We start from the raw sequence: 16,034 nt of genomic DNA on the forward strand, positions 1-16,034 counted from the left end.
GTGTGATTAGGGCATCTTGCCATTCGGACGGGCTCTTCCAAGGGGCTGACCATGTCAAAATCGGATAACGGGCGACCCCCGAACCTCAGGACCCGGTGGACCAGGACCGGATCATCTGTCGGCTTTCGCGTGATCGACGCAAGATCTTCCGGGACGTCCCGGGCGGTGGACGACTTTGCAGCCTCTCGGTCGACTTGTCGCGACAAGTCGACTATGAGCCATGCCACTGTCATGCGATCGACTCATTATGGACTCGTCCATGACACGGTCCTTCGGGTAAGAAAGATCCTTACACCCCTCACCCGGGGCCCAGGACGCGTGTGCGGCGCGTCCGCGCGTGCGTGTCCTTCCCGCCGCCCGGCGAGCCGATCGGCCGGACGGGACGCGGACGCGGTGCCCGCCCACCCCTCCTCGACCAGGAGCGGCCACCCTCAATCATTGAAGACTTAAGGGGTTACACACCATGGCAGCGGAGATCGTCAATCCTCGCAGCGACAGTGAAACGACATACGCGGACGGTGCGAACAGCGTGAGCGCGGCGGACCTGAGCGCCGGTACGGGGCCGGTCCGCGTGGGCGGGGCTCCGGACGAGCCCTTCGATCCGGCCTTCGCCCTCCACCGCGGCGGGAAGATGGCGATCCAGGCCACCGTGCCCGTGCGCGACAAGGATGACCTGTCCCTCGCCTACACGCCCGGGGTCGCGAAGGTGTGCAGCGCGATCGCCGAGAACCCGGAGCTGGTCCACGACTACACCTGGAAGTCACAGGTCGTCGCCGTCGTGACGGACGGCACCGCGGTGCTCGGCCTCGGCGACATCGGCCCCGAGGCGTCGCTCCCGGTGATGGAGGGCAAGGCGATCCTCTTCAAGCAGTTCGGTGGCGTCGACGCGGTGCCGATCGCGCTCGCCACCACCGACGCGGACGAGATCGTCGAGACCGTCGTGCGGCTCGCGCCGTCCTTCGGGGGCGTCAACCTGGAGGACATCTCGGCGCCGCGCTGCTTCGAGATCGAGCGCAGGCTCCAGGAGCGCCTGGACATCCCGGTGTTCCACGACGACCAGCACGGCACGGCCGTCGTCACCCTGGCGGCGCTGCGCAACGCGGCGAAGCTCTCCGGGCGGACCCTGGGCGAGCTGCGCGGTGTCATCTCCGGTGCGGGAGCGGCCGGCGTCGCCATCGCCAAGTTCCTGCTGGCGGCGGGCATCGGCGATGTCGCCGTGGCCGACCGCAAGGGCATCGTCAGCCGGGACCGGGGCGACCTGACGGACGTCAAGCGCGAGCTGGCCGAGCTGACCAACAAGGCGGGCCTCTCCGGCTCGTTGGAGTCGGCGCTGGCCGGCGCCGACGTCTTCATCGGGGTCTCCGGCGGTACGGTCCCGGAGGCCGCCGTCGCCTCGATGGCACCCGGCGCGTACGTCTTCGCCATGGCCAATCCGAACCCCGAGGTCCAGCCCGACATCGCGCACAAGTACGCGGCGGTCGTGGCGACCGGGCGTTCGGACTACCCGAACCAGATCAACAACGTCCTCGCCTTCCCGGGCATCTTCGCGGGCGCCCTCCAGGTCAGGGCCTCGCGGATCACCGAGGGCATGAAGATCGCCGCGGCGAACGCGCTCGCGGACGTCGTGGGCGACGAGCTGGCCGCGGACTACGTGATCCCGTCGCCGTTCGACGAGCGCGTCGCCCCGGCGGTCACGGCGGCGGTCGCCGCCGCCGCCCGCGCGGAGGGTGTCGCGCGGCGCTGACGCCACGCGGGAGCCGGACGGGTCCGGCTCCCGCCCCGCGGCGCGTGTCACACCGCGGGGCGGTTCCGCGGGACGTCCGGCCGCCCTATGGTCGGTGGCATGTTCGCCGCCTACGCCGCCCGTATCGACCGCGACCAGCCCCTCGACGGCCTTGAGCTGGGCGAGCGCCCCGCGCCCGGTTCACGCCCCGGCTGGACCACCGTCGACGTCAGGGCCGCCTCCCTCAACCACCACGACCTCTGGTCCCTGCGCGGCGTCGGCCTCACCGAGGACCGGCTGCCGATGATCCTCGGCTGTGACGCCGCCGGGACCGACGAGGACGGCAACGAGGTCGTCCTGCACTCCGTCATCGGACAGACCGGGCACGGCGTCGGCCCGGACGAGCCCCGCTCCATCCTCACCGAGCGCTACCAGGGCACCTTCGCCGAACGGGTGACCGTACCGTCCTGGAACGTCCTGCCCAAGCCCCGCGAGCTGACCTTCGAGCAGGCGGCCTGTCTGCCCACCGCCTGGCTGACCGCGTACCGGATGCTCTTCACCAACGCCGGTGTCCGCCCCGGGGATTCGGTCCTCGTGCAGGGCGCGGGTGGCGGGGTGGCCACCGCCGCGATCATGCTCGGCCGTGCGGCGGGCCTGCGGATGTACGCGACCAGCCGGGACGAGACCAAGCGCGAACGGGCCGTGGAACTGGGCGCGATCGAGGCGTACGAGCCCGGCGCGCGGCTGCCCCGGCGGGTGGACGCCGTCATCGAGACCGTCGGCGCCGCGACCTGGTCGCACTCCGTCAAGTCCCTGCGCCCCGGTGGCACCCTGGTGATCTCCGGCGCGACCAGCGGTGACCGCCCCTCGCACGCGGAACTGACCCGGATCTTCTTCCTGGAGCTGAGGGTCGTCGGCTCGACGATGGGCACCAAGGACGAGCTGGAGGATCTGCTGGCGTTCTGCGCGACGACCGGGGTGCGGCCCGTCATCGACGAGGTGCTGCCGCTGGACCGGGCCCGCGAGGGCTTCGAACGGCTGGCGTCGGGCGACCACTTCGGGAAGATCGTGCTGACCTCGGTGTGAGCGGACGCGCGACGGACCCGCCCTCGGCGGCTCGCCCCCGACCTCCTGTCAACTTGGATTGACGTAACCGAACTGTCAACGTACGTTGACGTCATGACCGATGCAACGGATCTCGCCGCACGTGCCGGTGACCGTGATCCCCGGACCGGGCTGCGCGCCGTCGCCGCGCTGCGGCGGCTGCTGGAGCGGCTGGAGGCGGTACACGTCAGAAGCGCCCGCGCCCAGGGGTGGTCGTGGCAGGAGATCGCGGCCGAGTTGGGCGTCAGCCGCCAGGCGGCGCACAAGAAGTACGGGAGGCAATGATGTTCGAGCGATTCACCCGGGCCGCCCGGGCCGTCGTCACCGGAGCCGTGGGCCACACCGAGCGGGCGGGTTCCGGCACGGTCGGCGAGGAGCACCTGCTGCTCGCCCTGCTCGACCGCGAGGGCACCCGCGCCGCGTTCGCCCTCACGGCCCTGGGCATCACCGACCGCCGCGCCTCGGTGGAGGCCGCCCTCGCGCGGACGCGCAGACGCGGTGGGCTGACCGACGCCGACACCGAGGCCCTCGCCGAGTTCGGCATCGATGTCTCCGAGATCGTCGCCCGCGTCGAGGAGGCGCACGGCGAGGGCGCGCTCCGGGACGCGGGGGCAGCGGCGCCGCGCGGGTCCGGCCGCCGCCCGTTCACCCGGGACGCGAAGAAGGTCCTGGAGAAGTCGCTGCGCATCGCCGTGGGACGCGGGGACCGGTCGATCGGCGACGAACACCTCCTGCTGGCCCTCACGGCCAGGCCGGGCGGGGTGGTCGCCGACGTGCTCGCCGAACACGACGCGACCTACCCGACGGTGGAGCGCGCCCTGTACGGAGACGGGGGCGCGGCGGGCCGGGCGAAGGCTGGATGAGGCGAGGCGTGGGCGGGGGCAGGCCGGGGACCGGGCGTGGGTGTGCGGGGGCGGCGCTCCGCCGGGCCTGCTCCCTTGCCGGGGCGGGGTGCGGGTGCGTGACCGGGCCGGGCGAGGGCCGGGTGAGGCGTGGGCAGGCCGGGGACCGGGCGTGGGCGCACGGGGCGCTGCTCCGCCGGACCGGGCCCCGTGGCGGGAGGGGGCCGGATGGGCGACCGGCCGGTCGGGGCCGGGGCCGGGGCGAGGCGTGGGCGTGACCGGGGCAGACCGCGTGCCGAGGCGTGGGTGTACAAGGCGGCGACGCTCCGCCGGGCCCGCTCCTTGCCGGGGCGGGGTCCGGGGCGTGGCCAGTCGGCGAAGGCCAGGTGAGGTGCGGGCGGGGGCGGACCGGGGACCGGGCGTGGGCACGCGGGGCGCTGCTCCGCCGGACCGGACTCCGTGCGGGGAGGGGCCGAGTGGTGGACCGGCCCCTGCGGGCCGGGTGAGGCGCGGTGAGGGTCCGGCCGGGAGTGGGGAGACCGCAGGCCGGGCGTGGGTGTGCGGGGCGGCGGCGCTCTGCCGGGCCCGTTCCCTTGCCGGGGCGGGGTGCGGGTGCGTGGCCGATCACGTGAAGGCCGGGTGAGGCGCGGTGAGGAGCGGGCCGGGCGGTGGCGCACGGGGTGGCGCCACCGCCCGGCCCGCTCCCTCAGCGGTAGGGGGCCCGGATGGCGTGAGCGCGCTCCCCGGTGAGGAGACCCGGGTGCGCGAGCGCCCTCCCTCGGCCAGGAGGCCCAGGAGTGCGGACCTCCTCGCGGGTCACCTCTCGCCGTCGTCGTCCCGGCGCAGCAGCGCGTCGATCCGGGCCGCCGCGGTCGCGAGGTGGTTCCGGGCCTCCGTCATCTGCTCCTCGGTGACGCCCCGGTCCCGCGCCGCGTCCCGGATGTCGTCCCGGAAGCGGTCGAGCAGCCGGTCCAGGTCGCGGGCCGGATCGCCGGTGGACGCCGTGTCGGCGGCCCACTCCGGGGCCGCGTCGGCGGGCTCCGGCTTGGCGTACGGCGGCCAGGTGCCCGTCCGGGCGAAGCCGCCGAGCTGACCGCCGATCTCGGCCAGCCCCTCCCGCACCCCGGCCGGCCAGTCGCCCCGTGCGAAGTGCTCCTGCACCTGCTGGGCGACGTGCTGCATCTGCTCGCGCGCCTTCTCCTGGGCCTCCTTGGCCTGGCGGCGGGCCCGCTGGGCGTCCTCGCGGGCGCGCCGGGACTCGTCCTTCGCCCGGCGGGCCTGCTCCTTCCACTCCTGCCTGGCCCGGCGCAGCTCCTCCTTCGCCGTCCGCCACGCCTCGTGCTCGGTGAAGTCGGGGAAGTCGGCGAAGGGCGACGTACGTTCCCCCTTCTTGCCGGAGCCGGAGCCGGAGCCGGAGCCGGAGTCGGCGGACCGGGAGCCGTCGGCCGTCTGCCGGGTCTCCGTCGCCGCCGCCCGCATCTCGCTGCGCAGCTTGCCCGCCGCGCCGCGCACGTCGTCGCGGATCTCGGCGGCCAGCTCCGACACCGACTCGCGGATCTCCAGTTCGAGGTCGGCCAGCTCGCCGCTCCTTCCGGCCAGTTCGGCCCGTCCGGCATCGGTGATCGAGTAGACCTTCCGGCCGCCCTCGGTGGCGTGGGTGACCAGGCCCTCCGCCTCCAGCTTGGCCAGGCGGGGGTACACCGTGCCCGCCGAAGGCGCGTACAGGCCCTGGAAGCGCTCCTCCAGCAGCCGGATCACCTCGTACCCGTGGCGGGGGGCCTCGTCGAGCAGTTTGAGCAGATACAGGCGCAGGCGCCCATGGGCGAATACGGGGGGCATGTCAGAGCACCTTTCCGGTCGGCTCGGCCGGTCGCGGATCTTCCTCGGTCGGTGGGCGGCGCAGCAGGGCGATCGAACCGGAGACCGTCGTCGCCCGGAGCGCCCCGGTCCCGGCCCCGAGCGTGCCGGTGATCTTCTTCGCGCCCCACTGGCCGCCCACCCGAAGGTCCTCGAACGCGTTGGAGACGGAACCGCTCGCGGTGTTCGCCTCGACCTTCGCGTCCGCCGGGTGCGGCAGCCGGATGGCGATCTCCCCGGAGACCGTGGTCAGCCGGATGTCCGTGGGCCCGCCGTCCGGTCCCAGGTCGAGCACCATGCTGCCGCTGACCGACTCGGCCCGCAGGGAGGCGGCCGACCCCTCGACGACCGTCAGATCGCCGGAGACCGACTTGAAGCGGAGGTCGCCCGTGACGGACTGCGCCTCCAGGTTCCCGGAGACCGTGTCGGCCCGGACCTCGCCCGAGAGCCCGACGAGGGCGGTGTCGCCGGTGACGCCGCGTACGGCAGTACGGCCATGGATGCCGGAGATCACCGCTCCGGCGCCGACGACTCCGACCTCCACCGCCGCGCCGGCCGGCACGGTGAGCGAGACGACGGCACTCCGGAGACGCCCCTTGCCCTCCAGCCACTTGAGGAAGCCCTGCCAGGGCAGGTCCTCGTAGGAGACCGTGAGGACACCGTCCTGCTGGGTCACGATCAGCGGTGGGCCGTCGATCTCGGAGACCTCCAGCCGGGCGGTCGGTTCCTCGGTGCCCACGACGTTGACCGTACCGTTGACGATCCGCACGTTCAGCGTCGTCACAGGGTCATCGAAGGTGAGCTTCTGAGGCACGGCGACGGCCCACGTCGACACAGGCATGGAACTGACCTCCGGAGAGCGGACGTGACGCAACATATCGCGTCTCTTCTCGAACACGATATATCGCGGATAGGGGAAGTCAAGGCGAACGTGAACCCGTCGGCCGATCGAATTACGTCATATACGCACAAAGTGCCCTAGCGTGTGAGGCATGAACGCGACACCCGTGGGAGCACTGCTGCTGTGCCGGGCCGCACCCGAGGCCGTGCGGCCCGTGGCCCATCTGCTGCGCGAGCCGATGCTGCTCGCGCGGGCGGGTGACGGGTGGAGCGTGCTCGTCCCCGAGGGAAAACCCTGGCAGGACACCTCCGGGGGCAAGCCCTGGCAGGCCGCCCCCGAAGCGCGGCCCCGGCACGGCGGTGACGTGAGCGGCGGCGCTGGGAACGGCGGGTACGGGGACGGCCGGGCCGGTGACGGAGTCGCGGACCCGGTCGACCGGGTCCTCGGCGGCTGGGCCACCGCACTCGCGGTCGGCTCCACCTGGCCGGTCCTGGCCCTGTGGTGGGACGCCGACCGGGCGGGCTTCACCCTCGCCGCCGGATTCCGCCGCCCGGTCGGCTACGTCTGGCTCACCGACGGCACCCCGGTCGGCGAGGACGAGGCCATGCGGACCTTCGCGGCCCGGCTCGGCCTCGATCCGGTGCTCGACGTCCAGGCCCTCGAAGTGCTGACCCGTCCCGACCCCGGGACCGACGCCCGCGCCCGGCTGATCGCCCTGCTCGCGCTCCTCACCGGCACCGGTCTCTCCCTCCCGACGGGTCTCACTCCGGGTGAGTCCGCCGATCGTCTGCACAGCGTCGCGGACGTGCTGCCCGACACCCGGCGGATCGCCTGGGCGGGCTGGCGCGACGCGGTGAGGACCGAACTCGACGCCGTCGAGAGCGGCAGGGCCGGTCCCTGGATGCGGGGTCCCAGGGCCCGAGCCGTCGCCACGGCACAGCTCGCGGCGGGCCTGCCGCTCACCCTCTGGGGCATCCGTCGCCGCAGCGGCGGATGGGCCTTCGCGGGGGCGCTGCTGCTGGCGCAGGGAGCGCTCGGACTCGCGTACGACCGGATGCGGGGCGGTGACGGCCCGGAGGACGCGACGGCGGCCGGGGCGCGCCATGGCGGAACGTCGTACTGACCGGGTCGGTACGGGGCTGGCGAGGGGAGCGGTACGGCGTCACGCGTGGGCCGCGGCCGGGGGAGGGGGCCGCCGACTACTCGTCGTCGTCCTCGTCGTCCAGCCGGGCCAGCCAGGTCGCCAGCCGCTCGACCGGCACCTCGAAGTCGGGATTGAGATCGACGAACGTCCGCAACTGCTCGGCCAGCCACTCGAAGGTGACCTCCTCCTCGCCGCGCCGCTTCTCCAGCTCCTCGATGCCACGGTCCGTGAAGTACATGGCAGAAGCGTATCCGCCGGGGGAGCGAGGAAGACATCCGAGCCGGGCGGCCGGGGAGCCGGGTGGCGTTCCGGGCCCAGCGCCCGCGCCGGCCACGCCGAAGGGTCCGGCCCCCGCGATCACCGCGGGGGCCGGACCCTTCGTGCGTACAACCGCCGGTCAGGCCTCGAAGACCTCGGTGACCAGCTGCGCCTGCTCGGCCTGGTGGCGCTTGGCGGAGCCGACCGCGGGCGACGAGCCGTGCGGACGCGAGATGCGCCGCAGCCGCTCACCGTGCGGGACGTCGGCGCCGACGGCCAGGTCCAGGTGGTCGATCAGGTTGAGCGCGATGAACGGCCAGGCACCCTGGTTCGCCGGCTCCTCCTGGGCCCACAGGTACTTCGCGGCGTTCGGGTACTTGGCGATCTCGGCCTGGATCTCGGCACCCGGCAGCGGGTACAGACGCTCCAGACGGATGATCGCGGTCTCCGTGTCGCCACGCTTCTGCCGCTCGGCGTCCAGGTCGTAGTAGAGCTTGCCCGCGCAGAAGACGACCTTGCGGACGTCCTCCGCCTTGACCGACTCGTCGCCGATGACCGGACGGAAACCGCCCTGGGTGAACTCCTCCACCTTCGACGCGGCGGCCTTGAGGCGCAGCATCGACTTCGGGGTGAAGACCACCAGCGGCTTGTGGTGCGGGTTGTGCACCTGCCACCGCAGGAGGTGGAAGTAGTTCGACGGCAGGGTCGGCATGGCCACCGTCATGTTGTTCTGCGCGCACAGGGTGAGGAAACGCTCCGGGCGGGCGGACGAGTGGTCCGGGCCCTGGCCCTCGTAACCGTGCGGCAGCAGCAGGGTGACGCCGGACGTCTGGCCCCACTTCTGCTCGGCCGAGGAGATGAACTCGTCCACGACGGTCTGCGCGCCGTTGACGAAGTCACCGAACTGGGCCTCCCAGATGACCAGGGACTCCGGACGGGCCAGCGAGTAGCCGTACTCGAAGCCCATCGCCGCGTACTCGCTGAGCAGCGAGTCGTAGACGTTGTAGCGGGCCTGCTCGTCGGAGAGGTAGAGCAGCGGGGTGTAGTCCTCGCCGGTCACCTGGTCGACGAGGACCGCGTGCCGCTGGCCGAACGTGCCGCGGCGGGTGTCCTGGCCGGCGAGCCGGACCGGGGTGCCCTCCATCAGCAGTGAACCGATGGCCAGGGTCTCGCCCATGCCCCAGTCGATCGTGCCGTTCTCCACCGAGGCCGCGCGGCGCTGCATCTGCGGCATCAGACGCGGGTGGACCGTGATCTGCTCGGGGATGTTGACCTGGGACTCGGCGATCCGCTTCACGACCTCCTCGGAGACCGCGGTGGTGACCGCCACCGGGAACTGCGCCTGCGCGTCCGGGACGTGGGTCTGGCCCGGGTGCGAGGTCGCCTCGCGGACCTCCGCGAAGACCTTCTCCAGCTGCCCCTGGAAGTCCTGGAGCGCCTGCTCGGCCTCCTCCAGCGTGATGTCACCGCGACCGATCAGGGACTCGGTGTAGAGCTTGCGCACCGAGCGCTTCTTGTCGATCAGGGTGTACATCTGCGGGTTGGTGAACTCCGGGTTGTCGCCCTCGTTGTGACCGCGGCGGCGGTAGCAGATGAGGTCGATGACGACGTCCTTGTTGAACGTCTGCCGGTACTCGAAGGCCAGCCGCGCGACCCGGACCACGGCCTCGGGGTCGTCGCCGTTGACGTGGATGATCGGCGCCTCGATCATGCGCGCCACGTCCGTGGCGTACATCGAGGAGCGGGACGCCTCGGGGGCGGCGGTGAAGCCGACCTGGTTGTTGATGACGACGTGCACGGTGCCGCCGGTGCGGTAGCCGCGCAGCTGCGACATGTTCAGCGTCTCGGCGACGACGCCCTGGCCCGCGAAGGCCGCGTCGCCGTGGAGCGCCACGGGCAGGACCGTGAAGTCCGTGCCCGCCTTGTTGATGATGTCCTGCTTGGCGCGGGCGATGCCCTCCAGGACCGGGTCGACCGCCTCCAGGTGCGAGGGGTTGGCGGCCAGCGAGACCTTGATCTGCTCGCCGTCCAGACCGGTGAAGGTGCCGTCGGCGCCCAGGTGGTACTTCACGTCGCCGGAACCGTGCATCGACCGCGGGTCGAGATTGCCCTCGAACTCGCGGAAGATCTGCGCGTACGACTTGCCGACGATGTTCGCCAGGACGTTCAGCCGGCCGCGGTGGGCCATGCCGATGACGACCTCGTCGAGACGGGCCTCGGCGGCCGAGTCGAGCACGGCGTCGAGCAGCGGGATGACGGACTCGCCGCCCTCCAGCGAGAACCGCTTCTGACCGACGTACTTCGTCTGGAGGAAGGTCTCGAACGCCTCGGCGGCGTTGAGGCGGCGCAGGATGCGCAGCTGCTCCTCACGCTCGGGCGCGGGACGCGGGCGCTCCACCCGGTCCTGGAGCCACCTGCGCTCCTTCGGGTCCTGGATGTGCATGAACTCGATGCCGGTGGTGCGGCAGTACGACTCACGCAGCACACCGAGGATGTCGCGGAGCTTCATCAGCGTCTTGCCGGCGAACCCGCCGACCGCGAAGTCCCGCTCCAGGTCCCAGAGGGTGAGGCCGTGCTCGGTGATGTCCAGGTCGGGGTGCTTGCGCTGGCGGTACTCCAGCGGGTCGGTGTCGGCCATGACGTGGCCGCGGACCCGGTAGGAGTGGATCAGCTCGAAGACCCGCGCGGCCTTGGTGACGTCGTCGTCGTGCGAGGCGTCGATGTCCTTGAGCCAGCGGACCGGCTCGTAGGGGATGCGCAGCGCCTTGAAGATCTCGTCGTAGAAGTCGTTCTCGCCGAGGAGGAGCTGGCTGAGGATGCGCAGGAACTCGCCGGACGCGGCGCCCTGGATGACCCGGTGGTCGTACGTCGAGGTCAGGGTCATGACCTTCGAGATGCCCAGCTTGTTCAGGGTGTCCTGGGACGTGCCCTGGAACTCCGCCGGGTAGTCCATCGCGCCGACGCCCACGATGAGGCCCTGTCCGGGCATCAGACGGGGCACCGAGTGGACGGTGCCGATCCCGCCGGGGTTGGTCAGCGAGGCGGTGACGCCGGTGAAGTCGTCCATGCCGAGCTTGCCGTTGCGGGCGCGGCGGACGATGTCCTCGTACGCCTGCCAGAACTCGAAGAAGTTGAGCGTCTCGGCCTTCTTGATGGCCGCGACGACGAGCTGGCGGTCGCCGTTGGGCTTCACCAGGTCGATGGCCAGACCGAGGTTCACGTGCTCCGGCTTGACCAGGGTCGGCTTGCCGTCCTTCAGCGCGAAGGAGTGGTTCATCCCCGGCATGGCCTTGAGGGCCTGCACCATCGCGTACCCGATGAGGTGCGTGAAGGAGATCTTCCCGCCCCGGGCGCGCTTGAGGTGGTTGTTGATGACGATGCGGTTGTCGAAGAGCAGCTTCACCGGGACGGCGCGCACGGACGTGGCCGTGGGCAGCTCCAGCGAGGCGTTCATGTTCTTCGCGACGGCGGCCGAGGGGCCGCGCAGCGTCACGTACTCCGGGCCCGCCGGGGCCTCGGTGGCCGGAGCCTCCTTGGCCGGGGCGGCCTTGGCGGGTTCCGCCGGCTGCGCGGCGGGGGCGGCAGCCTTGGCGGGCGCGGGCGCGGCCGGAGCGGCGGCGGCCTTCGCCGGAGCCGCCGGGGCGGCGGCGGTGGCCCGCACGGGTGCGGCAGCGGCGGCCGCGGGCCGGGCCGCGGCGGGCGCCGGTGCCTGGGCGGGCGGTGCGGCAGGGGTGGTGGTCGGTGCGGCTGCGGCCGGGGCCGGGGTCACCGCGGCTCCTGTGACCGTGGGCTTGTCCGCCGTGCCGGTCTTACCCGGCTTGTAGTCGGCGAAGAAGTCCCACCAGGCGCGGTCGACCGAATTGGGGTCCTGGAGGTACTGCTGGTAGATCTCGTCGACTAGCCACTCATTGGGGCCGAAAGCGGCAGCAGGGTTGTTCCCCTGCCCCGTTTGGTCGGTCGAGATGCTCGAGTTACTGGGGGACTGAGACGACACGGCGGCAACCGCCCTCTTCCGCTTCACAAGGTGATGGACAGCGGAAATCAAGGCTACGCCTCCCCGACCGTTCCACGCAGGCCGGGCCGCTCTTCGTCGCGCAAGTCACATCTGAAGAAGGGTTTCGGTGCGGGAAATGGCGGGAAACAAGCGGGGTTCCGCTTTGCTTCGGGTACACGACACCACGGTTACGGCCCGGTGGACCGTCTCCATGAGGGACGACACGCAGAACGTGCCCTTCCGGTTCGAACCCTATGTCAACCGCGAGGCTGCGGAATCCCCGGAAGGGTGACCTGGATGCGGCAGCCGCGCGAGGATTCGGCCACCCCGATGCGTCCGCCGTGCAGATCGACCGCCCAGCGGGCGATGGCCAGGCCGAGTCCCGTACCGCCGTCGCTGCCGGGACCGTGCGGGGACTGCTCGTCACCGCGGTTGAAACGCTCGAAGACCCGGTGCCGCTCGGCCTCCGGAATGCCCGGACCCTCGTCCACCACCTCCAGGTCCAGCGACTCCGGACGCGGCCCGCGCCGGGCCCTCACCGTCACCCGGCCGTGCGGCGGGCTGTGCTTGACGGCGTTGTCGATCAGGTTCGCGACCACCTGGTGCAGCCGTTCCGCGTCCGCGTGCGCGGTCAGCTCGGGCGGTGAGACGTCCAGATGCAGATGAACATCCGTACGGGTGTGGTTCCCCGAACCCGAGGACAGCCGGCGGTGCGCGGCGGCGAGGTTCGCCTCCTTCAGCACCCCCGACAGATAGGGCCACACCTCGAAGCGGCGGGCCTTCAACGGCATCACGCCGCTGTCGATACGGGACAGGTCCAGCAGCGTCTCCACCAGCCTGCCCAGCCGTTCCGTCTGCTTCAGCGCCGTCCGCATCGTCTCCGGATCAGCGGCGGACACCCCGTCCACCACGTTCTCCAGTACGGCTCTCAGCGCCGCGATGGGTGTGCGCAACTCGTGCGAGACGTTCGCGACCAGCTCCTTGCGGTGCCGGTCCACGGCCTCCAGATCGTCCGCCATGCGGTTGATCGTCTGCGCGAGGTCGCCCAGCTCGTCGCGCCGGTCCGCGCCGCTCACCCGTCTGGTGTAGTCCCCGTGCGAGATGGAGCGCGCCACGGTCGTCATCTCGTCCAGCGGCGCGGTCAGCCCGTGCGCCACGAACTGGGTGATGAGCAGGGTGGCGATCACCGAGAAGACGGTGATGAACCGAAGCTCCGTCCGGGTCCGCACGGCCACCATCAGCAATCCGGTGGTGATGAACACCGAGACCACGACGAGCGTGCCCAGCTTGGCCTTGATGGAGAAGGGCCGCAGTCCCGACCGGGGCGGGGTCATGGAGCGGGTGTCTCCAGGGCGTACCCGACGCCGTGCACCGTACGGATGCGCTCCGCGCCGATCTTCCGGCGCAGTGCCTTGATGTGACTGTCGACGGTCCGGGTGCCCGAGGCGTCCGCCCAGTCCCACACCTCCGCCAGCAGCTGCTCACGGGACAGCACCGCCCGTGGGGTGTTGGCCAGACAGACCAGCAGATCGAACTCGGTCGGCGTCAGATGCACGTCGTCGGCGCGCACCCGGACCCGGCGCTGCGCGTGATCGATCTCCAGCTCCCCGAGGCGCAGGATGCCGCTGCGAGGCGTCACGGCGGCCAGTGCGGCCCGCTCCACCCGGCGCAGCAGGACATGGACCCGGGCGGCCAGCTCCCGCATGGAGAACGGTTTGGTCATGTAGTCGTCGGCACCGACCCCGAGGCCCACCAGCATGTCGGTCTCGTCGTCACGCGCCGTGAGCATCAGCACCGGCACCGGCCGCCGGGCCTGCACCCGGCGGCACACCTCCAGACCGTCGAAGCCCGGGAGCATGATGTCGAGGACCATCAGATCGGGCTGCCACGCGTCGGCCGCGTCGACGGCCGCGGGGCCGTCGAGCGCGGTCTGCACCAGGAATCCCTCGGCCCGCAGCCGGGCGGAGATGGCGTCGACGATCGTCGTGTCGTCCTCGACCACCAGCACGCGCCGCTGGGCGCCCGGAGTGGCCGCGACGCCGTTCTGGGTGGTGTGTGTTTGTTCCATCGCCCCGCCCCTGCCCGTTTTCGCGGGGGTCACTCCCCCCGGAACGCACGGACTTCTCTGGTGGATTTCCGTGGATGATCAGCTGTGCAGATCAGCAGCGTAGAGGCAGCGGACGGGTCCCGGCTACGCAGGGTGCGGGGCGATCGGAGCCGGCCGTCCCGCACGGCCCTCTGCGCCGCTCGGCCTCGAACGTCCCGCGCGGGGGCGCGTCCGGCGGTCCGCTCAGAGCGGCCGGAGCGCGAGATGCACGACATCGGGCACACCTCGGGCAACGGCGATCTCTTCCGTACGTACCCCGTCGAATCCGGCGTCCCGCAGCGCCTGCTCGAAGGCGGTGGACGGCCGCGCGGACCAGACGGCGAGCACGCCGCCCGGCGCGAGCCGACGCAGACAGTCCGCGAGACCGGCGGGGGAGTAGAGGCTGTTGTTGTCCTCGGTGACGGTCCAGTCCGGGCCGTTGTCGATGTCCAGACACAGTGCGTCGTAACGCTCCGTAGTGGTACGGAGGTGGGCGACCAGATCCGCGCGGAGGATCGCGGTCCTGGGATCGGCGAGCGCCGCACCGGAGATCGCGGCCAGCGGCCCGTCCAGATGCCAGTCGACAATGGCCGGTTCCCGCTCGACGACATGGATACGCCCCCACCGGGGCTCCTCGGCGGCCCGTACGAGCGAGAACCCGACCCCGAGCCCACCGATCAGGACGGCCGGAGCCGGTCTCGTCGCGGGCAGCGCGTCGAGCGCCGCGTCGATCAGCAGCCGCTCCGAGCGGCCGTCGGAGGTGTCCATCAGGAAACAGCCGTTGGCGATGATCTCGAAGTCGGCCCCACGCTCCCGGAGGACGACCTCGCCGTACGGTCCCTCGCGCCGGTCGAGTGTGACGGGGGCGTAGGCGTAGGGAGGATGATCGGGCATGGCGGCGTACTCCGTTCTCCGGTGGCTGACAGACGCTCTCCCGGCCATCCTGGCCGGGCGGCACGACACCGGACAAACGAGTTCGTCACCACGGCCGCGTCCGGCCGCGTGGGACCTGTGCCGGCCGGTGCGGATCTGATCACGGACGACGGGGCGTGCTTCGGAACTGATCGTTTCGGGGGTTGAACGGAAGGGTCCCCGCATGGTGGACGGACGACGCGAGGGGCCCGACGGCGAGGCCCGTATACGGATACCGGCTCCGGCCGCGGCTGCGGCTTCGGCTTCGGCTTCGGACCGGCCCCAGCCGGAGGCTCAGCCCCAGGCTCCGGTTTCGGGTCCGGGGCCGGGTCCAGCCGGGAGCGAGTCCCCTTCGCTGCTGTCCGCCGTGCCGTGCCAGCGGCGCGGGGCGGACACCCGCCGCCCGCCCGCAGCCCCACGGCCGCGCCCGGCCGCCGGCGACGTCCGCCCGGGGGGCGGGGCCGGAAGGCGGGGCCTCTTCGCGGACCGTCCCCTGGCGTGTCCGGCCCGCTCGGCCCGTACACCGGCCCGTACACCGGCCCGCCCGGCCCGTACCCCGGCGCCCGCCTCGGATCGTGCCTCGGCCCGGATCTCGACCCGCTGGGCCCGTTCATCGGCCGGTTTCCGGCGTCAGGCGTTTCCGACGCCCCGGGGTACGCCGTTCACCTTCGGCTACCTCCTGGTGCTCCTGGGCACCTCCCTCTACGCCGCGTACGGCGACCAGGCCACCGTCTCCGCCCTCCTGCGCGGTTCGAGTACCGATGTCGCCCATCTGGCCGAGCGCCCGGCGCTGGTCCTGGTCGCCAGCGCTCTGTGGATCGCGGGCGGCCTCACCTCCCCGTACGCCCTGGCCTTCGCCCTCGTCCTCACGGCGCTGGAACGTCGCGTCGGGGCCTGGCGCGCGGCCGGGGTGTTCCTCTTCGGACATGTCACGGCGACCCTCGGCACCGAACTGCCCATCGGCCTCTCCGTGGCGACCGGGCATCTGCCCGACTCGTCGCTGCACCGGCTCGACTACGGCATCAGCTTCGGCCTGCTGGCCAGTGTGGGCGCGCTCGCGGCGTTCCTGGCCCCGTTGCCCCGCGTCCTCGTGCCGGCCGTGATCGGCGTGATGCTGCTCCATGACCTGGTGGCCCTGGCCGATCCGCTGACCGACTGGGGGCATCCGCTGGCCCTGCTGGCGGGGCTGGCCTGCGGGCCGTTCCTCAGGAGGGGCGTCCGGGCGCGGAGCGCGCGGCTGGACCCTGCCCCCGGGCGTGGTTGCTCATGACGG

General features: G+C 72.0%; 13 protein-coding genes. 6 read left to right on the forward strand and 7 right to left on the reverse strand.

Annotated features, from left to right (window positions below):
• Positions 1-463 precede the first annotated feature (463 nt).
• The 4 genes from PZB75_RS22180 (at position 464) to PZB75_RS22195 (ending at position 3,690) form a co-directional block, all read left to right on the forward strand.
• The gene (locus PZB75_RS22180; RefSeq protein ID WP_275537045.1) at positions 464-1,744 is read left to right on the forward strand and encodes an NADP-dependent malic enzyme; all 1,281 of its coding nucleotides are present in this window, start codon (positions 464-466) and stop codon (positions 1,742-1,744) included.
• Between the two features lie 99 nt (positions 1,745-1,843).
• Positions 1,844-2,809 carry a zinc-binding dehydrogenase gene (locus PZB75_RS22185; RefSeq protein WP_275537046.1) on the forward strand — a complete coding sequence of 322 codons (966 nt, stop codon included), beginning with the start codon at positions 1,844-1,846 and terminating at the stop codon, positions 2,807-2,809.
• A 93-nt stretch (positions 2,810-2,902) separates the two neighbouring features.
• Entirely contained in the window at positions 2,903-3,112 is a 210-nt protein-coding gene (locus tag PZB75_RS22190; protein WP_275537047.1) for a helix-turn-helix domain-containing protein, read from the forward strand.
• Positions 3,112-3,690 carry a Clp protease N-terminal domain-containing protein gene (locus tag PZB75_RS22195; RefSeq protein WP_275538817.1) on the forward strand — a complete coding sequence of 193 codons (579 nt, stop codon included), beginning with the start codon at positions 3,112-3,114 and terminating at the stop codon, positions 3,688-3,690. The genes PZB75_RS22190 and PZB75_RS22195 overlap by 1 nt, the downstream gene beginning before the upstream one ends.
• Before the next feature lie 795 nt (positions 3,691-4,485).
• Here PZB75_RS22195 and PZB75_RS22200 read toward each other — a convergent pair.
• Both PZB75_RS22200 and PZB75_RS22205 read right to left on the reverse strand, forming a co-directional pair.
• Complete coding sequence (locus tag PZB75_RS22200; RefSeq protein WP_275537048.1) at positions 4,486-5,508, reverse strand: PadR family transcriptional regulator; 1,023 nt, start codon at positions 5,506-5,508, stop codon at positions 4,486-4,488.
• A 1-nt stretch (position 5,509) separates the two neighbouring features.
• Positions 5,510-6,367 carry a DUF4097 family beta strand repeat-containing protein gene (locus PZB75_RS22205; RefSeq protein WP_275537049.1) on the reverse strand — a complete coding sequence of 286 codons (858 nt, stop codon included), beginning with the start codon at positions 6,365-6,367 and terminating at the stop codon, positions 5,510-5,512.
• A gap of 151 nt (positions 6,368-6,518) precedes the next feature.
• Between PZB75_RS22205 and PZB75_RS22210 the strand changes: the two genes are divergently transcribed.
• Positions 6,519-7,490: a hypothetical protein gene (locus PZB75_RS22210; protein ID WP_275537050.1), complete on the forward strand. Its 972-nt coding sequence runs from the start codon at positions 6,519-6,521 to the stop codon at positions 7,488-7,490.
• Positions 7,491-7,566: 76 nt separating this feature from the next.
• Here PZB75_RS22210 and PZB75_RS22215 read toward each other — a convergent pair whose 3' ends face one another.
• The 5 genes from PZB75_RS22215 to PZB75_RS22235 form a co-directional block, all read right to left on the reverse strand.
• Positions 7,567-7,749 (reverse strand): DUF6104 family protein, encoded by a 183-nt coding sequence (locus tag PZB75_RS22215; RefSeq protein WP_019075209.1) that lies wholly within the window; start codon positions 7,747-7,749, stop codon positions 7,567-7,569.
• A 159-nt stretch (positions 7,750-7,908) separates the two neighbouring features.
• Positions 7,909-11,763 carry a multifunctional oxoglutarate decarboxylase/oxoglutarate dehydrogenase thiamine pyrophosphate-binding subunit/dihydrolipoyllysine-residue succinyltransferase subunit gene (locus PZB75_RS22220; RefSeq protein ID WP_275537051.1) on the reverse strand — a complete coding sequence of 1,285 codons (3,855 nt, stop codon included), beginning with the start codon at positions 11,761-11,763 and terminating at the stop codon, positions 7,909-7,911.
• Positions 11,764-12,020: 257 nt separating this feature from the next.
• On the reverse strand, positions 12,021-13,097 hold the full coding sequence (locus tag PZB75_RS22225; RefSeq protein ID WP_275537052.1) for a HAMP domain-containing sensor histidine kinase: 1,077 nt from the start codon (positions 13,095-13,097) through the stop codon (positions 12,021-12,023).
• The gene (locus PZB75_RS22230; protein WP_275537053.1) at positions 13,094-13,831 is read right to left on the reverse strand and encodes a response regulator transcription factor; all 738 of its coding nucleotides are present in this window, start codon (positions 13,829-13,831) and stop codon (positions 13,094-13,096) included. The genes PZB75_RS22225 and PZB75_RS22230 overlap by 4 nt, the downstream gene beginning before the upstream one ends.
• A gap of 222 nt (positions 13,832-14,053) precedes the next feature.
• Entirely contained in the window at positions 14,054-14,743 is a 690-nt protein-coding gene (locus PZB75_RS22235) for a spermidine synthase (RefSeq protein WP_275537054.1), read from the reverse strand.
• Positions 14,744-14,945: 202 nt separating this feature from the next.
• Between PZB75_RS22235 and PZB75_RS32075 the strand changes: the two genes are divergently transcribed.
• Complete coding sequence (locus PZB75_RS32075; protein WP_343286257.1) at positions 14,946-16,031, forward strand: rhomboid-like protein; 1,086 nt, start codon at positions 14,946-14,948, stop codon at positions 16,029-16,031.
• The last annotated feature ends 3 nt before the right edge of the window (positions 16,032-16,034 follow it).

Source organism: Streptomyces sp. AM 4-1-1 (assembly GCF_029167625.1).
Lineage (GTDB): Bacteria > Actinomycetota > Actinomycetes > Streptomycetales > Streptomycetaceae > Streptomyces.